Below are 1,234 nucleotides of genomic sequence, written 5' to 3' on the forward strand. Positions count from 1 at the left end.
CTCTTTCCCAAAGCAGAAGGCTCCAGATAAGCACCACTATATATATAAGGTATCCCCAGCTCCTCCAACTTATCGGTCATAAGCGTTTCGGCATCAGAGACTCCGTAGCAAAAGACCACATCGGGACGCAACCCCACAAGGGTTTCATACTGTATCTGCTCACCTAAGTCTACCACCCCATTCTTAGGGTCGGTAAGATAATCATTAATCAGATACTGCAGCCCACTAACACCCACCACTCTCCGCTCATAGCCGAGGTACTCCAGCATCCCCACATGCGTAGTTGATAGTGCTACCAATCGTTCTGCACCCGCCTTCACCACCTGACCGGTAAAACCTTCAGGTGCTTTCTCTCCATTTCGCTCCACGTAAGTATCCATCACCACTCCACTAGCTCCCTGCCAAGGGTTGGTAATTCTGATGATCGTACTCTCCTGCCCTTCAATCGAATAGATAGTAAAGCCAGTAGCATATTCAGGAGTATACAGAGGGGTCAGCAGCTCCTCATAGCTCTTCGACTCCTTTCCACAAGCAAAGAGCAAGCAGGCAATCAGATAAATGGATAGATGTCTCAGTTTCATAGTTAAAGATATTTTTGGGAGTTGATGAAATAGTTCAGATAAAGTTCTGCGGATAGTTAAGGGATCATCTTCTTAAAGTGGTCCCATAGATTAATCAGCAAATAAAGCCCTAGTGCCAATGCCAAGCCACTAAAGCTCCACAGGATCACCCCCACTATCGCCACAGCAACCACCACACCTATACGAGTCAGGTGTCCAGCTCTACTCATGGTGGTAGAACCTTTAAGGGAAAACATAGGGATCTCCGAGATCAATAGATAGGAGAGGAGCAATACCACAACCCCATAGAGGGGGTAGACCTTGTACTTAATAGTCAGGGGCACGGCACTAATCACGCTGGCATTCGTCAAAGTATAATAGGCTAGCCCGGCAAGGAAAAGTGCATTGGCTGGCGTAGGAAGCCCAATAAAAGAGACCGTCTGGCGCGTATCATGATTAAATTTTGCCAGTCGATAGACCGAGGCAGGCACCACCACCAGAGCCAGTTCGGGCAGAGGGAAGCTGATCGCCTCGAGTGCCACCGTCATCATCATAGAGGGCGCCACCCCGAAGGAGATCACATCGCAAAGCGAGTCAATATCCTTGCCCAAGGGTGAGAAAGCTTGAAGCTTTCGGGCGGTAAAGCCATCAAAGAAGTCCATCACAGCCGCCAA

Annotated in this window: 2 protein-coding genes; both read right to left on the reverse strand. The window is 48.9% G+C overall.

The features are described 5' to 3' along the window. The coding region (locus tag QVO39_RS01700; RefSeq protein ID WP_353867182.1) for an ABC transporter substrate-binding protein at positions 1-581 on the reverse strand (581 nt) is incomplete at its 3' end. Positions 582-637: 56 nt separating this feature from the next. Continuing rightward, on the reverse strand, positions 638-1,234 hold a 597-nt coding region (locus QVO39_RS01705; RefSeq protein ID WP_288171479.1), incomplete at its 5' end, for a CDP-alcohol phosphatidyltransferase family protein.

The organism is Porphyromonas sp. CAG:1061 (assembly GCF_000435035.1).
Classification (GTDB): Bacteria; Bacteroidota; Bacteroidia; order Bacteroidales; family Porphyromonadaceae; genus Porphyromonas_A; species Porphyromonas_A somerae.